Genomic DNA, 18,416 nt, shown 5'->3' with positions numbered 1-18,416 from the left:
AGTGTCTGTTTTTTAGTGAACATGCCCGGCGTGCGGATCCAAAGCTCCGGTTGATTTTGCCAGTTTTACCTGCATCGCACCTTGTGTTACAATTCGCTCATCAGTACTTAATCCCGAAGTTATTTCGGTTAGCAGGCCATCAGTTCCGCCGATTTTAACCTCGCGTTTTTCGAACATCTCGGGTGTTACCTGCACAAAAACATAGTAAATCCCCTGTTCTTCCAGCAATGCGCTGTTCGGAACGGTAATGGCTTTTAAACTGGTTACCGTTTTCAGGAAAACTTCAACAAAAGTTCCCGGTGCAAAACCTGCATGATTTCCAATTTCAAGATTTACCGGAAACAGGTACGAATTATCGCTAGCCGACTTTCCATACGAAAGGATCTTACCGTTCAATTCTTCAAGTGTGTATGATTTGTTGTCGTGCATTGTCGTAATATTCGCTGTATTTATCGACGGTAAATACGAAAGGTATTTCTGCTGAACCTGCGCGGTAAGCAGCAATTTATTGTTTTGCGTGATGCTCACCAAAGGTTGTCCGGCAGCAACATATTGGCCGTTGCTTACAAAAATCTGTTTCACAAAACCGTTCATTTTGCTTTTTACCATCTGACCGGATTCGTTGAAGTTTTTCGACAAATTCTCGTAAACAGCTTTACTGGTTTCGTAGGTGTTTTTTGCATTCAGTAATTCCTGTTCCGATACCAGACGATCTTTAATCAGTTCTGATTTACGTTCATAATTTGCCTTGTTGGTTTCATAATTGCTTTTGGCTTCGGCCAGTTGAACGGCAAAGTTGTTTTCTGCCATTTCGCTCGATGAAATTGAAAAGAGTTTTTCGCCATTATTTACTTTCTTTCCTTCAACCAGGTTGTTGTTCGTAAACAATACTAATCCTGAAGCTTTTGCAGCAACAATCTCTTCTTCGCCACGTGCAGGCTCTATTTTGGCCACTGTTTTAATTGCCGGGCCGAATTCTTGTTCCAGTGGCAAAGCAGTTGCAAAATCAATTTTCCACGATTGTTCTTTTGTAAAAACGGTTGCATTTATTGCCGATGGCTCATCACCGTGATCGTGATGACTGTGTAGTTCTTCGTCGTTGGCAAAAACGTCAACATCGGGAATAACAAGTTCAAATTGTTGACCTTTGGTTTCGATATCGAAATACAATTTCCCTTCACCTGTGGTTGTTGGTTTCAGTTCAAAACTGTAAATGCCTTTTTGAAGCGGTTCATTTAAAGTTTCAGTTATTGTTTTGCCGTTTACAATAAGTCTGGCAGTAATTTTCGCCGGTTCTTCAAGCGGTTTAAAATCCGCGAGCGAAGTAAAATGTGCCAGTACATCAGCATGTTCGCCGCTTACCATTGCGTCGGCTTCGGCAAACAACTCAAAATCGTTGCTGTAAACGGTGTACTGAATTTTCTCGTGTTCGTGTTCGCTTTCTGCTTCCCCCGCTTCGTGGTCGTGATCCGCTTCTTCCGCGTGCATTTCATGATCGTGATCGTGTTCGTCTGCGTTGTTATGATCGTGGGAAGAATTTTGGTGACATGAAAATAAAAGAAAGGCGATTGTTGCCACCCATAAATATTTCAATTTCATTTTATATGCTATTTAATTTTCCAAATAAATAATGTTGGTTCCTTTTAGCGGAACCTTAAAGGTGTTGAGGTGGGAAAATTAAACTGATGGAGGCGCGCGAAGCCCTCGTGTGAAAGTGTGGATATTGGTGGGTAGGGGAATTGTCCCTTCAATGTGATAGTGCCAGTTGCTTTGGATAATATTCAAATCGGCATTAAACAGGCCGGTAATCAGCAACGAGCAGTAGGTATTTTGAAGGATAGTTGCAATTAGCGGCTGATCAGCCCTGATTTGCTTTCCGGGAAGTACCAGCAGGTTATGAAGTACACAGTCGGTCGATTCACTTTCGGAATGGTCGTGTGTACAACTTGCTGTCTGAGCTGATGTTTCATGATGATGATAAATACAATGACATTCGGATGTTTCGATAACTGCCTCTCCGTTGTGCAAATGATGGGGGATAAAAGCATGCGACAGTATAATTGCACCAGCAAGAATAAGTAAAAAACTTCCGATATGTTTAATCGTCTTTATCAAGCTCTATTTGTTCAGTTCAATTCCGAATAAAGCAAAAATAATAAAAAGTTGCAGAACGGGGGCTTTTTGTTTCTATTTAACAACAATTACAGCTGTTCGATTGCACGTGCCAGCTTATCTTTAATAAGGTGAGCGATTGGTTCGATAGCGGAATTGTCAACTGCCATCATTGATGCAACCGGATCGATTGCCGAAACTTTAATTTTGTCCGGTTCCGATGACTCCTGAACAACTACGTTACAAGGCAGCATTAATCCGATATGTTCTTCTGCTTTCAGTGCTTCAAATGCATTGGGTGGATTACAGGCACCAAGAATTTTGTATGGTCTGAAATCCACATCCAGTTTCGCTTTTAGGGTGTTGTGAATATCAATCTCCGTTAACACTCCAAATCCTTCCTTTTTAAGTTCTTCTTTTACTTTTTCTACTGCTGAATCAAAGTCAGTTTCAATGGTTGTTTCAATATAATACTTCATAATAAAACGTTTTAAAGTGTGTTGTCTTAAACACTGGTAAAATCATGCCATTGCTAACAGGATTAGCTAGCGTATTGTTTACGAGGCGTACCGAGAAATAGTTGACATTTGTTTGTAGAAAATTTTCGACAACCTGCGAATTCCGGCCACAAAAAAGGGTTTCACAAACGAATGAAACCCTCTCTGTTCAGTTCAATAAAAAATTAATGCATATGTCCCTCGTGTCCTTCTTCGGTTTTGGCTTCTGCCGTACGGTCGTATTTACAGCAGCTCGGAAGTTTATCGTAAACTTCGTCTTTTGCTTTGTGCATATCGGTATCGTGGCCAACAGCTGCAACGGCCATGTGTACTTTGTGGATGTTGGTTTTTGTATCATCGAAAGTAACTTCCAGCATTTTGGTTTCCTTATCCCAGTCTGCTTTTGAAACGCCATCAACCGCTTTAACAGCTTTTTCGATGCGGTTTTCGCACATTCCGCAGTTTCCGTAAACTTTAATTTTCTCCGTCTTATTTCCTGCAAAAACGGTAAATGCTCCCATTACAAAAAGGGTTACTAAACTTAAAACTTTTGTTTTCATCGTATTAAAATTTTAATGGTTAATAAATTGAATTTCTATTTTATGGTTTCCCGGGTTTCCCCGCAACTCAGCATCATATCTCCGAAATAAGGATTCCGGATCTCTTTTTCAGCGCTAAACCAATAGGCACCCTGGTCGCTGTTCGCCATCGGGCAATATTGGTAGTAGGTAGTTTCGTTATCAAGCCCGAACATTTTCAGGCTCTTGTAGAATGCGAGGTTAAATGTGGCGTATTCTAATCTTTGCTCGTCGATGATTGTACTGTTACCAATTTTTTGTAACGATGGTTTAAGAATATTTAGCTGATCCATCCACGCCATATGCGTGTCGCCTTTCAATAATTCCATTTTTATGGCAGCAAGAGCTTTTGAGGTGTTCTTTGCCTCTGCACTTACTTTGGCTGCATCCGATTCTATAAAAGCCTCATTCATATTTAAATAAGCTTTATAAAATGTGGTGAGTTGCTTTACGAATTCCGGATCAACTTCTAGAGCTTCAACAGGAGCACTTTGCTCATCATTCTCCATGTTCATTCCATCGTGATTGTGGCCGGTTGGGGCAGCGCCTCCTTCGGGGCTCATCATGCTTGGTTTGCCGGCCAGCTGTGCTGCCGCATCAATACTGAATGTGCCGTTAACAGCAATTTCTTCGCCTTGCTGAACACCGTTTTCAACCACGTAACTTTCGCCAAGAGCCGGACCCAGATCCACCTCGCGCATGTTAAAATATACACCCTGATTGTTTTCCGATTTTACGTAAACAACCGAACGTTCTCCCGTCCACATAACAGCTGTTTTCGGTACTACAAGCGCATCGGTTTGTGGCAATTTTGCCTCCACTTTTCCCGATACAAACATTTCAGGTTTTAGCTTTAAACCTTTGTTCGATTGAACAACACGCGCTTTAGCCACTCTTGTTTTCGGATTGATAACCGGATCGAGGTAATCAATCGTTCCTTCAAATGTTTCGCCCGGTAGCGATTCGATCGTATAACTTACTTTATCGCCTTTGTTAATCCAGGTCAAGTCCGATTCATATACATCAAAAAGAATCCATACTTTTGAAAGATCGGCAATCTCGTATATCGCTTGCCCCCTGCGCACATAATCGCCGGTATTCACTTTTTTCTGCGTTACATAACCCGAAACTTCAGCCCGAACATCGAATGTTTGCTGCGCTGTTCCTGAAGATAAAATTTGACTGATCTGCTCGTCGGTCAGCTTCCAGTTTTTTAGTTTTTCTTTGGCAGCCTCAAAAAGTTGCGGTTGCGAATCTTTAATTTTTTGTGCTTCAAATAACTCTTCCTGTGCCGTTACTAAATCGGGCGAATAAACAGAAGCGATTACCTGTCCCTTTTGAACATAGTCGCCCGTAAAATTCACCTTTAAATCTTCAATTCGGCCGGGAATATGCGACGATTGCGAAAAAATAAGCCGTTCATCTTCCTGAACTTTCCCGTTAAGTCGTACAACTTTAAGCGGTTCTACAGCTCCTACAATGGTGGTTTTAATATTGGCCAGTTGCATGGCAGTGGCCGACATGCTTACTGCGTTCGGATCAACTTCGCCATTTTGCTCTTCCTCCAGCGGAATTAAATCCATTCCGCAAATAGGGCAGTCGCCCGGTTCAGGCTGACGAATTTGCGGGTGCATCGAGCAGGTCCAGGTTGTTTCGCCGGCTACCTCTTCTGCAGGGTGTTCATGCTGATGTTCTTCGGTAACTTTTGCCTCTGAACCACCAAATATCAACCAACCAAGCAATAAACCAATTGCCAGTGTTGACAGCACTATGATTATTGTTTTTCTATTTGTATGCATTGTTAATATGTTTTTGCGGTTATGTAATTTAGTTTTGCCAAAGCGGTTTGGTATTGCGTTTCTGCCGTGGCTTTCATTTTTTCGTATTTCAGCAGTTGTTGCTGCATGCGTAAAACTTCCTCAAAGTCTTTCCCCGAATTTCCGTAAGCGCTAAACAACAGGTTCAGTGTTTGATTGGATTCAAGGATTTGCGCCTCATACAAATCGATTAAATCTTTTTGTTGCTGAATTTGAAACCAAACAGACTCATATCCTGAGGTTAGCGAGTTGATGGTTTCTTCCTTTTGATAGGAGTATTTTTCCTGCATCAGTTGCGCTTCTTTTTCAGCTGCTTTGTACTTTTTTCTGAAAATTGGAATGCTAACAGAAACCATAGGCATGAAAATGTTTTTGCCGTTGTCTTCCACTTCCATGTCGGTGCGTTTTCCAACAGCTGCATAATCCAGCCCAACACCTACTTTCGGCAGACCTTGTTTTTGCGCAGCCAGTTCACTCTTTTCGCTGGCCTGCTGTTGTAGGTCGATTGCATCGAGCATCGGGTTGTTCGTCAGTAACGAATCTCTCCTGAAATTTTCAGGTAACGATTCAATCGTCAGCGAATCCTGAACAACTACTGCTTCGTTCTCGTCTCTGTTGAGCAGGTTGTTAAATGTTACCAGTAGCGGTTTTTCCTTTTTATTCAGAATTCCGAGATTGGTCTGTGCCTCTTTCAGCATAATATCTACCCGTAAAACATCGGTCATTGGCGAAACTCCGTTTTTAAATTTTGAGTTGGCAATGGTCTTATACGACTGTAGGATTTCGATATTTTCCTGTTCAATGGCTTTTAAGCGGTTCAACTCGATCAGCGGATAATACGCTTCCGAAACGCTGTAGTAAAGCCGGTTGCGCGCATCGAGAAATGCCTGGTATTTAGCATCGGCCATCAACGAAGCGGCATCAGCCTGGGCCTCCAACGTTCCAAACCACGGGAACATCTGGCTCAATGAGAATTTTGCCCGTTGAGGCCCCACACGAGTTTCTACCGGCGAAATAAAATAACCGAAAGAAAACGTTGGATCGGGCAATGAGCTTACCTGCGGTACTTTCTGCAGCGCAGCCTCAAAATCCTTGTATTTGGCTTGCAAACCCGGATTATTTTCGGCAGCCATTTCAAAGTAACTCTCAAGTGTTTGCGCCTGTGTTGCGCCTATTACCGAAATGAATATGATTATACTTGTTATTATCTTTTTCATGACTGACTCTTTTTAAGTTTACGTTCCTCGCGGTAGCTATACAATACCGGAACAATGAAATAGGTAACGGCGGCAAAAATCATCCCTCCAAATGCCGGAATGGCCATAGGAATCATAATGTCGGCACCGCGGCCGGTTGAAGTAAGAATAGGCAGTAAAGCGATAATCGTTGTTGCCGATGTCATTACTGCCGGCTTAATTCTCCGTTGTCCGGCTTCCACCACTGCAGCACGAATTCCTTTCATATTGTCAGTTTTGTTTTTGGCAAAACTCTGATCCAGATAGGTTGCCATTAGCACTCCATCGTCGGTTGCAATACCAAACAGCGCAATAAATCCTACCCAAACTGCCACACTAAGGTTAATGGTTCCCATTTGGAAAAGTTCCCGAATATTGGTTCCAAAAACTGAAAAATCGACAAACCAGTTTTGGCCGTATAGCCAGAGCATCATAAATCCACCACTAAAAGCCATGGCAATTCCGGTGAATACCATCAGCGATGTGCTTACCGATTTAAACTGGAAATAGAGAATCAGAAATACAATCGCCAACACCAACGGAACTACAATTGAAAGCCGTTTTTCGGCTCGCACCTGGTTTTCGTAACTTCCCGAAAATTTGTAGCTTACACCTGCGGGAACTTGCAAATCTCCCGCATCAATGCGTTCCTGAATAGCCAATCGTGCGTCTTCAACTACGGTAACTTCCGAGAATCCGTCGTTTTTGTCGAACAGAACATAACCCACCAAAAAGGTTTCTTCGCTTTTTATGGCCTGCGGACCACGCTGGTATTTGATATGTACCAACTGGCTCAGTGGAATTTGTGCACCGGTTGGTGTTTGCATCAGGATTTTTCCCAGCGATTCCGGATCGTCACGCAATTCGCGTGGGTAACGCACCCTTACCGGGAACCGTTCGCGACCTTCCACCGTAGAAGTGATTTTCATTCCGCCAACAGCTGTTTCAATAGTCTGTTGCACATCTTCCACATTCAATCCGTAACGTGAAATTTTATCCCGGTCGATATCGAATAATAAATAAGGTTTACCTACGATACGGTCGGCAAAAACAGCCTGAGCTTTTACCGAAGGAACTGTTTTCAACACGTCTTCCAGTTTCAGCCCAAATTCTTCGATGGTTGTTAAATCGGGTCCGTACACTTTAATTCCCATTGGGGCACGCATACCCGTTTGTAACATCACCAATCGTGTTTCAATGGGTTGCAGTTTTGGTGCCGAAGTAACGCCCGGAATTTTGGAAACATTTACAATTTCATCCCAAATATCGTCAGGCGATTTGATTTTCTCCCTCCAGTTACGGAAATAATCTCCGTTGTTATCAGGAATGAGATCTTCCCGTGTAATTCCTTGTTGCAAAGCATCTTCATTGCTAAGTTTTTCTCCGCTTGTCAAAACAAAAAGATCATCTTTATCCACCTGAAACCGCATGCGATGCCCTTTTTCGTTCAGAATATATTCCGGTTTATAGTTAATCACATTTTCGTACATCGAAATTGGTGCCGGATCGAGTGCCGATTCCACACGTCCGAGTTTTCCTACAGTCAATTCAACTTCAGGAATATTGGAAATCAGCATATCGAGTTGGCCCAACACCTCACGGTTATATGCAACACCCGAATGTGGCATTGAAGTGGGCATCAGCAGGAAACTTCCTTCATCCAGCGACGGCATAAATTCTTTGCCAATTCCGGGGAAAGAGTGCGCCAGTCCTGACCAAACTTCGGTTGTACGAATGTTCCATCCAACCTTGTCGAATCCGCGGGCTACAAATCCGAAAATATTGTTGAAGCCCATCCAGGCTGTTATTCCCACTATAATCAAAAAGGTTGGAATAGAAAGAAATGCTACTTTGTGATCAAGACACCAGGTTAATATTTTTTTGTAGAAATATTCAAGTAACGCAAATGCGCCCAGGATAATGATAAGCAGAATGCCTACAAAAACCACATTCATTATCAGGCTTTTTGTTGGCCCCAGCGGAAGCCAATATTTTGCCAATAACCAGGTAACGCCAATCAGTACAATAACGACTTCAATGTATTCCAGCAACCAGTTTCCGGCATATCGGAAGCGGCCAGCAATGCTGTTGCTTTTAATATTTTGCCTTTCGCCTTTTGCTTTTTGCCTTTTGAATTCTTTGGCTGTACCTGCCAAGCCAAATGCAAGGATCATCATTCCTCCCCAGATTTGTCCGAAGACCAGTAGAATTATTCCAAGCGGAATTAAGGCGATATTTACCCATTTTCGGATGGCTTTACTGTTAATTCGTACGCCGAAAAACCAGTGAGCAAGCGCGGGTAATATAAACAGCGAAACAATCAGTGCTGCAATCAGTGCAAAGGTTTTGGTAAAGGCAAGCGGTATAAATAGCTTCCCTTCTGCAGCCTGCATGGTAAATACCGGTATAAAACTCACAATGGTTGTTGAAACTGCAGTTAAAATAGCCGAACTAACTTCTGCCGAACCGTTATAGATTGTAGTAATCAGTTTTTGTCCGGGCGGGGCTTCCTTCGTATGTTTTATAATATTCTCCGAAAGAATTACCCCCAGATCGACCATGGTTCCAATAGCAATTGCAATACCCGAAAGTGCCACAATATTCGCATCCACGCCAAAGTAACGCATGGCAATAAACACCATTAAAACTGAGATTGGCAGTAGGCTTGATATTAACAGCGAGGCGCGCAGGTTATAAACCATGATGATAACCACAAGGATAACGATCAGCACTTCCAGAGAGAGTGCTTCTTCGAGCGTACCGAGAGTTTCGTAGATCAGTCCTGAGCGATCGTAAAAAGGAACTATGGTAAGCTGACTTTCTACTCCGTTGGGCAAAACCTTTGAAGGTAAGCCCGGTGCTATATCGGCAATTTTTGCTTTTACATTATTGATTACTTGCAGTGGATTTGCTCCGTAACGGGCAACCACAACACCTCCAACCACTTCGGCGCCGTCTTTATCGAGCGCACCACGACGAGTTGAAGGTCCAAGACTAACAACTGCAATATCTTTTACACGGATCGGCACATTGTCTTCAACCGCAACCACGGCTTTTTCAATGTCGTCAACACTTTTTATGTAACCCAATCCGCGAACCAAATACTCTGCCTGGTTGATTTCGATAGTTTTCGCACCAACATCGCGGTTCGATTTCTGAACGGCCTGCATTACTTTATGCAGCGGGATGTTGTAGGCTTTTAGTGCATCGGGATTCACATCTATCTGGTATTCCTGTACAAAGCCACCAATAGAAGCCACTTCAGAAACACCTTCAGCAGCGTTCAGTGAATACTTGACGAAAAAATCCTGCACTGTACGTATTTCGTGTAAATCCCAACCACCGGTCGGATTCCCGTCTTTATCGCGCCCTTCAATAGTGTACCAGTAAACCTGTCCGAGTGCTGTAGCATCAGGACCAAGAGCAGGTTGAACTCCATCGGGTAACAGTCCCGACGGCAACGAATTCAGCTTTTCGAGTATCCGCGAGCGCGACCAGTAAAATTCTACATCTTCATCAAAAATGATGTAAATACTGGAGAATCCGAAAATGGATGAACTACGAATGGATTTAACTCCGGGAATACCCAATAAATAGGTGGTTAATGGATAAGAAATCTGGTCCTCAATATCCTGTGGAGAACGTCCCATCCATTCGGTAAATACAATTTGCTGGTTCTCTCCAATATCGGGAATAGCGTCAACCGGCACCGGATCCTTTGGCAGAACTCCCGTGTCCCAGCCAAACGGTGAAGTTATAATTCCCCAACTTACAAGGAGAATCAATACCAGTATTGTAACCAGCTTATTTTCAAGGAAAAATTTTATGATTTTATTTAGCATACCTTTTTTGCTATGAGATTATTACAATAGAAAATCGCGATCATGAATAGTCATGATCAGATAGTTTATCATAATAAAATCATAAAAGGTATAATTGCTCTTCAGCAAGGAACTCCATCACCGTAGGCGGAGGAGGATCATTTGTCAATTCAAATTCTTCGGTTAATTCGTTTGGAAATAATATAAAAGGATCAAGCAGCGTCTGATGTAAGACATCAATTTCGGCGAGTAGCGGAATTGTAGAAATTACGGGTGCCGAAAAATCTTCTTTCACCTGGTAAAAATGATTTTCGTTGGTACAGCATCCGCCATCGCCGCAGCACGAATCGGCTTCAGCAAAAATAGAAACATCAACCAGCGAACTGTGGCAATAATGTTTGCTCACAGCCAATCCCATTGTTGAAATCAACAACAGAGATGCTAAAATAATATGGTTGAGTTTTTTAATCATTTATTATTTAAACTTCACTAAATAAACGTTCAACAAAACTAAAGGTTTAAACGAATTTGCCAACCGTTTAACAAAGCTTTAACATACTTTCGGGCTAAACCGCTTTGTAGCCAATGGATTCAACAGTTTCTTTTACTTTCTCCAGGTCGATGTCGTCGCCTTCCAGAGTAACCGTTTTTTCGGCCAGGTTTACCACTGCACTATCTACAAATGCCAGTTTTTGCAGGTTATTTTCTACGTTCGCTTTGCAATGGTTGCAAGTCATTCCTTCAACTTTAATGGTTTTTGTTTGCATCATATTATACGTTAATTGTGTTTTTGCTTGTTGTTTGGAAGCCCTGTATTTTTGAATGTAGCCGTTTACGATTAATCCCAGAAGTACAATTCCGGAAGTAATTTGCCACCAATTCAGATGAGTTCCGTGGTCGTGACCCAAATGTTGTTGAGTAATTTCAGTAAACCACTGTACGGGCAGCAGGTAATCAATGATCAATCCGGATCCCAGGGCGCCAATAATAATTATTCCGAGATAAGTGAAAAGGCTTTTTTTTCCTAAAACTTTACCGATCATGGTAATTGTAGCTGCGTTGGTAGCAGGTCCCGCCATAAGTAACACAAAAGCTGCTCCGGGGCTGACTCCTTTTAAAATAAGGATGGCGGCCAGTGGAATAGAGCCGGTTGCACAAATGTACAAAGGAACAGATACAACTAAAATCAGCAGCATTTGCAATATGGGCGACAGGTTTAAAAGTTCAAAGAAATCGTTGGGTATTAGAGCCGAAATAATGGCCGCTAAAACCAAGCCGATGATCAGCCATTTTGAGATATCCTGGATGAATTCCACAAAACCATAACGAAAAACGTCTTTTATTTTTTGCCCCGGTGTTTTAGGTTTTGAAACCGTATCCGAAGTTTGCTGTGGCACTGATTCGTTCTTTGTTATTACGCTTGTAATTAAACCTCCTGTGATTCCGGTAATTAAAGCGGCAATCGGACGAATAATGGCGAAAGGTAATCCCATCAACGAAAACGTTGCCAAAATGGAATCGACTCCGGTTTGCGGCGTGGAAATCAGAAACGAAACTGTTCCTCCTTTCGAAGCTCCGTTTTTATACAAAGCTGCCCCAGTAGGAATTACTCCGCAAGAACATAAGGGCAGCGGAATTCCCAGTAAGGATGAATAAACAGAGGAGCGAAATGGCGAACCATTAAAATACTTGTCTATTTTTTCGCGGGGAATAAACGCATATAATAGTCCTGCAAAGAAAAATCCCAATAAAAGATAGGGAGCCATTTCTCCTAAAATTGTAGCGAAATCGCCTAAAAACTTTACTATGTATTGTACTGCTTGCATTCTGATAAATATTATAATACAAAGTAAAGCAGGATACAGGAGATTTTGTTTACACGATTTTGGAAATGATTTATACTATTTTGGGGTTTCTCGCAGATATCGCTGATTGCCGCTGATTTTCTTTCACCCGATGGGTGAAAGTTTTTTCTGCGTAAATCTGCGTAATTTGGGTGAGGCTGTAATTGGCTTCGAGAAAAAGAGAGGAAAAAGAAGTTTTGAGTTTTGTTAAACCTCGTCAAGCGGTTTTCGCTTGTTTCCCTTTAGTTTTTTAAAGTGCGAAGGTGTTAACCCGGTAACTTTTTTAAACTGGTTCGACAGGTGCTGCACACTGCTGTAGCCCAACTGGTAAGATATTTCGTTTAAGGTGAGTTCGCCGTACACCAGCAATTCTTTCACTTTTTCGATTTTTTGATTGATGATGTATTTCTCGATGGTTATTCCTTCAACCGATGAAAACAATTTACTCAAATACGAATAATCATGACCAACTTCTCCTGCAATCACCTCCGAGAAGTTAACCGGTTCCTTTTCATCATTTGAATAATGCGTTTTTTCAATGATAATGGTTTTTATCCGGTCGATGAGCTGGCTTTTTTTGTCATCGATCAATTCAAAACCATTGTTGTGCAAAACAGCGCGCACTTCTTCGGTTTGGTCTGAATCCAAACTTTCCTTGATCCCAACCTTTCCCAGTTCGATCGTTTCAATATTGATGTCGAGCTTTTCAAGTTCTTCTTTCACCACTTTTATACAGCGGTTACAAACCATATTTTTTATGTGCAGAACTTGTTTCATAAAGTTGTATTTATGCGCTCAAGGCGAAGGGGGAAGGAGTTAGCAGCAACTATTTGAACGACTGTTGCAGTGCAACCATTTTAATGGCTGTTACAGCAGCTTCGTCGCCTTTGTTGCCCAATTTACCTCCGGCACGGTCGAGCGCCTGTTGTTCGTTGTTGGTAGTTAAAACACCAAAAATAAACGGTTTGTTGTATTTCAGGTTCAAATCTTTTGTGCCTTGCGTTACGCCTTCGCAAATATAATCGAAGTGGCGGGTGTCGCCCTGAATAACACAGCCCAGCAAAATAACAGCATCAACATTGTCTAATTCTGCAAAATATTGTCCGCCCAATGGAAGTTCAAAAGTTCCGGGAACATATTTTACTGAAATGTTTTCCTCGGTAGCACCGTGTTTTTTTAAGGTGTCAACAGCGCCGTTTGCCAGTGCCGATGTAATTTCCCAGTTCCATTCGGCTACTACCACGCCAAAACGCATGTTTTCTGCCGATGGTACCGAGTTAATATCGTATGCTGATAAATCTTTTGTTGCCATAATTTTTTCTTTTTTAGTAATGAGAGATTAGTATTTAGTAGTGAGAAATGATCGTAATTGATACTTGATACTCGATCTTTATTCTCAAATCTCAGTACCGATTACTCTGTACTCACCTCTAATATACTAATACAAACAAAAAACCCCTCCGAAGAGGGGTTTAATTATCGTTTGAATTCTTTTTTAATTCAATTTTGTTTTGATGCGGGCAATATAGCGGTCGGCATTTGTACCTTCCGACGATTGCGGATATTCAGTTTTAATAGCTTCGTATAAAGCCAGTGCATCTTCCAGCTCGTCCATCGATTCCAACAGGTTAGCTGCTTTCATCATATAAACCGGAGTGGTTAATTCGTTATCGCTTGCTGCGTAAGCTTTTTTGTATTGTTTCAATGCATTATCGGTCTCACCCAATTCAAGGTAAGCATCGCCTTTTGCACCTTCGGCAACCGGAGCCAGCAATAAATCATCGGTTTTAAAATCATTTAAATAATCCAATGCAGTTTCGTACTCACCCAGGTACAGGTAAGAAATACCGGTGTAGTATTTTGCACGGTTAGCTGATTTTGTAATGCCGTAATCATCAATAATATCAAGGAACCCAAGGTAGTTACCGTCGCCGTTGATAGCCAGGTTAAACGAATCTTTTTCGAAATAATTCTCGGCCATAAACATTTGCGATATGGCTTCGTCCTCCTTTGGTTGTACATAAAACTTGTTAAACCCAAGGTAAGCGGCAACAACAATAATAATTCCACCAACTACAAAACTGATGATCTTCGAATTATCTTCAACAAATTGTTCCGTTTTTGTTAACGCACTTTCAAGTTCCTGTAAATTATCGGCTTGTTCTACATTCTTCTTTGCCATTTGTCTCTTTTTCAAAATTGTGCCGCAAAAATAGCTTTTTTTTCAAAACAGCTAAACCAATGCATCTATTATTTTCCAGAATAATCAACATAACATTGTTATTAAGTGCTTTTTGTCAACATTTCAGAAATGTGCAGGCTTTTTATTTAGTTTTGTACGAACGAAAACAAAGAAACTGATAATGCATATTGAAGAGATTTCAATTGTAAATTTTAAAAATATTCTGGAGGTGAAGGCCGAGTTTTCGCCTAAACTGAATTGTTTTATTGGTAAGAACGGTGCCGGAAAAACCAACATGCTCGACGCTATTTATTACCTGTCGTTTTGCAAAAGTTTTTTTAATGCCACCGATCAGCTGAATATCAATCATGAAGAGAATTTTTTTATGCTGAACGGGAACTACAGCCGAATGGAATCGAAAGAAACCATTAATTGTGGTTTGCAAAAAGGGCAGAAAAAGCAGTTTAAACGCAACACAAAGGTTTATAAAAAACTGCAGGAACATATTGGACTGCTGCCTTTGGTAATGATCACGCCGTCGGATGTAAACCTGATTTTAGGTGGAAGCGACGAACGCCGCAAATTTATGGACGGAGTAATTTCGCAATACAACCAAACTTATCTCGACGATCTTTTGAAATACAACAGGGCACTGATGCAGCGCAATAATCTGCTGAAACAATTTGCCAGCGATCGTTATTTCGACGAAGAACTGCTGGGCATTTGGGACGATCAGTTGGTAGAATACGGAACACGGATTCACGAAGAGCGGACACGTTTTGTAGAAAAGCTGATTCCGGTTTTTCAGCGCTACTATAATTATATATCGGGAGGCAACGAAGTAGTGGAATTGGTGCATCAATCGGATTTGTATGATTCGGGCTTGGAATCGCTGCTAAAAGCTTCGTTGCAAAAAGATCGGGTAGTGCAGTACACAACTGTTGGAATTCATAAAGACGATTTGCAACTGAAAATTGGTGATTACCTGATAAAAAAGCTGGGCTCGCAGGGACAGAAAAAAACTTACCTGGTAGCGCTGAAACTGGCGCAATTCGAGTTTATTAAAGAAATTTCGGGTATAAATCCCATCCTTTTGCTGGATGATATTTTTGATAAACTGGATCAGCACCGGGTGGAGCAAATTGTTACGGCTGTGGCGGGCGAACAGTTTGGACAGATATTTTTAACCGATACCAATCGCGAGCATCTCGACACCATAATTAAAAGAATGGATGCCGATTATCGTATTTTTAAAGTAGAAAACGGAAAAGTAGAATTGGCACAATGAGACGAAGTAATACACAATCGTTAAGCGAGGTTTTAAAACAGTATATCGAAGAAAACCGCATGGAGCGGAAATTAAAAGAAGTGGATATTGTTCAGGGCTGGGAAAACCTGCTCGGGAAAACCATCGCACGTTACACCCGCAATATTTATATCCGCAACCGGATTTTGTATGTTGAAATAACTTCGGCAGTAGTAAAAAACGAATTGTTTTTAATGCGTGAAGAAATTTGCCGGCGTATAAACGAGAATGCCGGAGATGAGATGATTACACGAATTGTTTTTAAGTAAGAGCTTGATTCTGGATACTTGATTCTGGATACTTGATACTCGATACTGGATTCTGGATCTTCAAAATCTAAAACTAAATGGAAATGAATATTGACGAATTAAACGAAAAATTTGGTGTTGAAGGCGAAGTGGGTTTTATGGAACTCGACGGCGAACTGCCTTTTATAACCATAACCAATAAATATGCCGAAGCCGATATTTGCCTGTATGGCGCACAAATAACCAGTTTCAGGCCAATGCGAACCACCGATGTTTTGTGGATGAGTCCGTACAGTGTTTTCGAAAAAGGCAAAGCAATTCGTGGTGGTATTCCGGTTTGTTTTCCTTGGTTTGGCCCGCATGCAAACGATTCGGCTATGCCACAGCACGGTTTTGCCCGTACATCGATGTGGGAAGTTACCGAAGTTGATACCCTGGAAAAAGGGGAGACATACGTTTCCATGCAGCTAAAATCGTCGGATGAAACAAAAGCATACTGGCCCTATGATTTTATTGCTGAATTGATTTTTGTTGTTGGCGATTCGTTGTCGCTTACCCTAAAAGTTTCCAATCCTTCCGACTCGGCAATTTCTTACACATCGGCATTGCACACTTATTTTAACCTTTCGGCTATTGAAAACATAAAAATTGCGGGACTGGCCAATACCCATTACGAAAACCAGTTGGATGGCAATCGCTACGTTCAGGAAGAAGAATTGCTGGAAATTTCGGAAGCTACAACAAGGCATTATTTCGATACGGAAGCCGATTGTATCATTCACGATCCGTATTTTAAACGCGACATCCGAATTGCCAAAGATGGCAGTAAGTGTTCAACGGTGTGGAATCCGGGTGCTGAAGCCTGCGAGCAAATGAGTGATATGCCCAACGACGGATATGAAACGTTTGTTTGCCTCGAAACGGTGAACAAGATCAATGATCAGATCGATCTGGCTCCGGGGGAATCGCACGAAACAACAGCGGTAATTAGTGTTGAATAAAATTGCGAGCATTTTTTGCACCGTTCTTTAGAGCGGTGTCAAGATAGAGAGTGACTGGCAATGATTTTCAGGAATTTTGTAGATTTTAATTTACAAAATTCCTGAAAAATTATTGTGATTCGTACTATCAGTCATCACCGCCTTGATAGGCGGCGCAAAATTTATTCGTAATCGTAAAAGCGCTCGAAAGTAGAAAAGAAAAAGTCGGCTTCGCGCGTGGCGTTTTCGTCGCTGTCGGCACCATGAACCGCATTTTCGGTAACACTGCAGGCAAACAATTTACGAACGGTACCTTCAGCGGCATTTTCCGGATTGGTAGCTCCAATCAGCTTGCGGAAATCTTCAATGGCATTATCTTTTTCTAAAATAGCGGCAACAATTGGCCCCGAGCTCATAAACTTAACCAGGTTATCGTAAAAGGGTTTTCCTTTGTGAACTTCGTAAAAAGCACCGGCCTGAGTTGTTGACATGCGCGTGAGTTTCATTGCGCGAATTTTAAAACCGGCATCGTTTATCATTTTTAAAATTGCGCCCTCGTAGTTCTTTCTCACCGCACCGGGCTTAATCATTGTAAAGGTTCTGTTACCAGCCATTTCAAAAGTTTTAGTAGTTATTGTCTGTTTATTGGTTCAAGCCCTTAATAAAAGCTTGTCATTTACAATATTAACAAAATTTGGGTTATTAGCGTTTTCAGGCGAGGTAAGATTTTTTATCTTTGCGCATTCTAATTTTTGCGAATTTTGAAAAATACTGACATAGAGATTATTACATCAATTAAGGCATTGCTGGCCACTTCAAAAAAGAAACTGGTAATTATTCCGCATGAAAATCCGGATGGCGATGCTATTGGCTCGGCACTGGGACTTGGGCAGGTACTTGCCGATTTTGGGCACGAAGTTAAAGTACTGTCGGCAAACGATTATCCCGTGTTTTTAAAATGGTTTTCTTCAGAAGTTCCGGTAATTATTTACAATAAAGACAAAAAGCAAGCTAAAAGCTGGCTGAAACAGGCCGATGCAATGATCTGTGTGGATTTTAACGAAGCCTCGCGTGCCGGGAAACTGGAAAAGAAAATTCTGGAGTTTGAGCATAAAAAGGTATTGATCGATCATCATCCGTACCCCACAGAGTTTTGCGATTTTATGGTTTCCGAAACATCGTACAGTTCAACCGCCGAATTGGTTTTTGATGTGCTTGAAGCTACGGGATTAATCGAAAACCTGTCGCAAAAGGCTGCTGAAGCCTTATATACCGGGATTCTGACTGATACAGGAGGTTTTAGTCACAACATTTCGAAAAACACTTTTAAAGTGGTTTCCGGGTTGCTGAATTACGAAATAAACACCGATAAAATCCAATCGTCGGTATTTCATAATTATTCGGCCGACCGAATGAAATTACTTGGCTATTGCCTGAACGAAAAAATGCAGGTTTTTCCCGAGTATCGGGCTGCGGTAATAAGCATTAGTAAAGAAGAGCTAAAACGGTTTAATTTTCAACCCGGCGATACCGAAGGATTTGTAAATTACCCGTTATCGATAAAAAATATAGTTTTCAGCGCCCTGTTCATCGAAAAAGATGGATATGTAAAAGCCTCTTTCCGCTCAAAAGGAAATTTTCCGGCCAACGAATTTTCATCGAGCCATTTCAATGGTGGCGGGCATTTAAACGCAGCCGGAGGCGAATCGGAACTGAATTTTGAAAAAACTTTGTTAAAGTTCACGCAACTTTTACCTGCGTATAAGCATCAGTTGTTGGAAACAACTATTTAAAAA

Annotated in this window: 17 protein-coding genes; 4 read left to right on the top strand and 13 right to left on the bottom strand. The window is 41.5% G+C overall.

The genetic code is table 11. From position 1 onward, the window contains the following. Positions 1-12 precede the first annotated feature (12 nt). From BMW53_RS07825 to BMW53_RS07770, 12 genes are all read right to left on the bottom strand, one after another. Positions 13-1,599 (bottom strand): efflux RND transporter periplasmic adaptor subunit, encoded by a 1,587-nt coding sequence (locus BMW53_RS07825; RefSeq protein WP_051568063.1) that lies wholly within the window; start codon positions 1,597-1,599, stop codon positions 13-15. 78 nt (positions 1,600-1,677) lie between these two features. Next, positions 1,678-2,115: a DUF6769 family protein gene (locus BMW53_RS07820; RefSeq protein ID WP_038562502.1), complete on the bottom strand. Its 438-nt coding sequence runs from the start codon at positions 2,113-2,115 to the stop codon at positions 1,678-1,680. Positions 2,116-2,201: 86 nt separating this feature from the next. Next, positions 2,202-2,591 (bottom strand): DUF302 domain-containing protein, encoded by a 390-nt coding sequence (locus BMW53_RS07815; protein WP_038562499.1) that lies wholly within the window; start codon positions 2,589-2,591, stop codon positions 2,202-2,204. A 203-nt stretch (positions 2,592-2,794) separates the two neighbouring features. Then, positions 2,795-3,169, bottom strand: coding sequence for a heavy-metal-associated domain-containing protein (locus BMW53_RS07810; RefSeq protein ID WP_038562496.1), 375 nt, complete (start codon positions 3,167-3,169; stop codon positions 2,795-2,797). 35 nt (positions 3,170-3,204) lie between these two features. After that, entirely contained in the window at positions 3,205-4,986 is a 1,782-nt protein-coding gene (locus BMW53_RS07805; RefSeq protein ID WP_038562493.1) for an efflux RND transporter periplasmic adaptor subunit, read from the bottom strand. A 2-nt stretch (positions 4,987-4,988) separates the two neighbouring features. Continuing rightward, positions 4,989-6,221, bottom strand: a complete 1,233-nt coding sequence (locus BMW53_RS07800) for a TolC family protein (protein ID WP_038562490.1) — start codon at positions 6,219-6,221, stop codon at positions 4,989-4,991. Next, entirely contained in the window at positions 6,218-10,081 is a 3,864-nt protein-coding gene (locus BMW53_RS07795) for an efflux RND transporter permease subunit (protein ID WP_038562487.1), read from the bottom strand. Before BMW53_RS07795 ends, BMW53_RS07800 begins: the two co-directional genes overlap by 4 nt. Positions 10,082-10,160: 79 nt before the next feature. Then, entirely contained in the window at positions 10,161-10,532 is a 372-nt protein-coding gene (locus tag BMW53_RS07790; RefSeq protein ID WP_051568062.1) for an HYC_CC_PP family protein, read from the bottom strand. 94 nt (positions 10,533-10,626) lie between these two features. Then, the gene (locus BMW53_RS07785) at positions 10,627-11,886 is read right to left on the bottom strand and encodes a permease (RefSeq protein ID WP_051568061.1); all 1,260 of its coding nucleotides are present in this window, start codon (positions 11,884-11,886) and stop codon (positions 10,627-10,629) included. A gap of 225 nt (positions 11,887-12,111) precedes the next feature. Continuing rightward, positions 12,112-12,681 (bottom strand): helix-turn-helix domain-containing protein, encoded by a 570-nt coding sequence (locus tag BMW53_RS07780; RefSeq protein WP_038562484.1) that lies wholly within the window; start codon positions 12,679-12,681, stop codon positions 12,112-12,114. A gap of 49 nt (positions 12,682-12,730) precedes the next feature. After that, positions 12,731-13,216, bottom strand: coding sequence for a 6,7-dimethyl-8-ribityllumazine synthase (gene ribH / locus BMW53_RS07775; protein WP_038562481.1), 486 nt, complete (start codon positions 13,214-13,216; stop codon positions 12,731-12,733). A gap of 183 nt (positions 13,217-13,399) precedes the next feature. Next, positions 13,400-14,086, bottom strand: a complete 687-nt coding sequence (locus BMW53_RS07770; RefSeq protein WP_038562478.1) for a tetratricopeptide repeat protein — start codon at positions 14,084-14,086, stop codon at positions 13,400-13,402. A gap of 181 nt (positions 14,087-14,267) precedes the next feature. Between BMW53_RS07770 and recF the strand changes: the two genes are divergently transcribed. The 3 genes from recF (at position 14,268) to BMW53_RS07755 (ending at position 16,641) form a co-directional block, all read left to right on the top strand. Next, positions 14,268-15,374 carry a DNA replication/repair protein RecF gene (recF, locus tag BMW53_RS07765; protein WP_038562475.1) on the top strand — a complete coding sequence of 369 codons (1,107 nt, stop codon included), beginning with the start codon at positions 14,268-14,270 and terminating at the stop codon, positions 15,372-15,374. Continuing rightward, on the top strand, positions 15,371-15,661 hold the full coding sequence (locus BMW53_RS07760) for a DciA family protein (RefSeq protein WP_038562472.1): 291 nt from the start codon (positions 15,371-15,373) through the stop codon (positions 15,659-15,661). Before recF ends, BMW53_RS07760 begins: the two co-directional genes overlap by 4 nt. A 77-nt stretch (positions 15,662-15,738) precedes the next feature. Continuing rightward, the gene (locus tag BMW53_RS07755) at positions 15,739-16,641 is read left to right on the top strand and encodes a D-hexose-6-phosphate mutarotase (protein ID WP_038562469.1); all 903 of its coding nucleotides are present in this window, start codon (positions 15,739-15,741) and stop codon (positions 16,639-16,641) included. 161 nt (positions 16,642-16,802) lie between these two features. Here the strand turns inward: BMW53_RS07755 and BMW53_RS07750 are convergent, their stop codons facing one another. Further along, on the bottom strand, positions 16,803-17,234 hold the full coding sequence (locus tag BMW53_RS07750; protein ID WP_038562467.1) for a nucleoside-diphosphate kinase: 432 nt from the start codon (positions 17,232-17,234) through the stop codon (positions 16,803-16,805). Between the two features lie 147 nt (positions 17,235-17,381). On the opposite strand from BMW53_RS07750, the gene BMW53_RS07745 reads away from it, so the two are divergent. Next, the gene (locus BMW53_RS07745) at positions 17,382-18,413 is read left to right on the top strand and encodes a DHH family phosphoesterase (RefSeq protein WP_051568060.1); all 1,032 of its coding nucleotides are present in this window, start codon (positions 17,382-17,384) and stop codon (positions 18,411-18,413) included. Positions 18,414-18,416 lie beyond the last annotated feature (3 nt).

This window comes from Draconibacterium orientale, from assembly GCF_900111425.1.
In the GTDB taxonomy this organism is placed as follows: Bacteria; Bacteroidota; Bacteroidia; order Bacteroidales; family Prolixibacteraceae; genus Draconibacterium; species Draconibacterium orientale.
The sequence above is the reverse complement of the archived record's forward strand: the minus strand, read 5'-3'. Positions and strand labels throughout refer to the sequence as shown.

Bases quoted from the DNA above. Each gene is read 5' to 3' on its own strand.
- BMW53_RS07825 (WP_051568063.1), bottom strand. From the start codon at position 1,599: ATGAAATTGAAATATTTATGGGTGGCAACAATCGCCTTTCTTTTATTT.
- BMW53_RS07815 (WP_038562499.1), bottom strand. From the start codon at position 2,591: ATGAAGTATTATATTGAAACAACCATTGAAACTGACTTTGATTCAGCA.
- BMW53_RS07810 (WP_038562496.1), bottom strand. From the start codon at position 3,169: ATGAAAACAAAAGTTTTAAGTTTAGTAACCCTTTTTGTAATGGGAGCA.
- BMW53_RS07805 (WP_038562493.1), bottom strand. From the start codon at position 4,986: ATGCATACAAATAGAAAAACAATAATCATAGTGCTGTCAACACTGGCA.
- BMW53_RS07800 (WP_038562490.1), bottom strand. From the start codon at position 6,221: ATGAAAAAGATAATAACAAGTATAATCATATTCATTTCGGTAATAGGC.
- BMW53_RS07795 (WP_038562487.1), bottom strand. From the start codon at position 10,081: ATGCTAAATAAAATCATAAAATTTTTCCTTGAAAATAAGCTGGTTACA.
- BMW53_RS07790 (WP_051568062.1), bottom strand. From the start codon at position 10,532: ATGATTAAAAAACTCAACCATATTATTTTAGCATCTCTGTTGTTGATT.
- BMW53_RS07785 (WP_051568061.1), bottom strand. From the start codon at position 11,886: ATGCAAGCAGTACAATACATAGTAAAGTTTTTAGGCGATTTCGCTACA.
- BMW53_RS07780 (WP_038562484.1), bottom strand. From the start codon at position 12,681: ATGAAACAAGTTCTGCACATAAAAAATATGGTTTGTAACCGCTGTATA.
- ribH (WP_038562481.1), bottom strand. From the start codon at position 13,216: ATGGCAACAAAAGATTTATCAGCATACGATATTAACTCGGTACCATCG.
- BMW53_RS07770 (WP_038562478.1), bottom strand. From the start codon at position 14,086: ATGGCAAAGAAGAATGTAGAACAAGCCGATAATTTACAGGAACTTGAA.
- recF (WP_038562475.1), top strand. From the start codon at position 14,268: ATGCATATTGAAGAGATTTCAATTGTAAATTTTAAAAATATTCTGGAG.
- BMW53_RS07760 (WP_038562472.1), top strand. From the start codon at position 15,371: ATGAGACGAAGTAATACACAATCGTTAAGCGAGGTTTTAAAACAGTAT.
- BMW53_RS07755 (WP_038562469.1), top strand. From the start codon at position 15,739: ATGGAAATGAATATTGACGAATTAAACGAAAAATTTGGTGTTGAAGGC.
- BMW53_RS07750 (WP_038562467.1), bottom strand. From the start codon at position 17,234: ATGGCTGGTAACAGAACCTTTACAATGATTAAGCCCGGTGCGGTGAGA.